This is a genomic window from Arthrobacter sp. TB 26 (assembly GCF_000427315.1).
Lineage (GTDB): Bacteria > Actinomycetota > Actinomycetes > Actinomycetales > Micrococcaceae > Arthrobacter.
This window is the reverse complement of the sequence record NZ_AUPJ01000033.1, coordinates 1-512: the sequence shown is the minus strand read 5'-3', so window position 1 is coordinate 512 and position 512 is coordinate 1. Positions and strand designations below refer to the sequence as shown.

The following is a 512-nucleotide window of genomic DNA, read 5'->3' as shown; positions in this document are numbered from 1 at the left end:
CGGCCTCCGCGGCCCGGGCCAGCGCCTCGTCCGGATCCCGCAGCGCGAGCTGCCGGGTCAGGCGCGTCAGCCGGGTGGAAAAGACGAAGGCCTCGGCGCCGGCGGTGGCCACCGCTCCCTGCAGCAGCGAGACGAAGATCCGCGCATACGGTTCCATGGACCCGGAGACATCGCACAGCATCACCAGCTTGCGGCGCTGCTCGCGGCGCCGGGCATACAGCAGCCGGGTGGTGTCGGTGCCTGAACGCCGCGCCGCACGGACGGTGGCGCGGACATCCAGTCGGGCGCTGCTGTGGGCGGACTTGCGGGTGCGGCGGCTCAAGCGCGTTGGTGTCGCAAGCAGCAGCCGGGACGCCAGCCGCCTGATCTCCAGGACTTCCGCCTCGGTGAGCTGTGCGAACGATATTCGGTGCAGGCGTTCCTCGGCGGAGGCCATGGCCAGCACCGCCTCCCGTTCCGGGTCGTCCTCTTCCCTGCTGCTGTCCGGTCCCGCGGAGGCAACCGCCGGCGCC

At 72.3% G+C, this 512-nt stretch carries 1 protein-coding gene; it reads right to left on the bottom strand.

What is annotated here, in order from left to right; genetic code table 11:
• Positions 1–512, bottom strand: a 512-nt coding sequence (locus K789_RS0100585) for a VWA domain-containing protein (RefSeq protein WP_024365049.1), incomplete at both ends; no start/stop codon positions are given.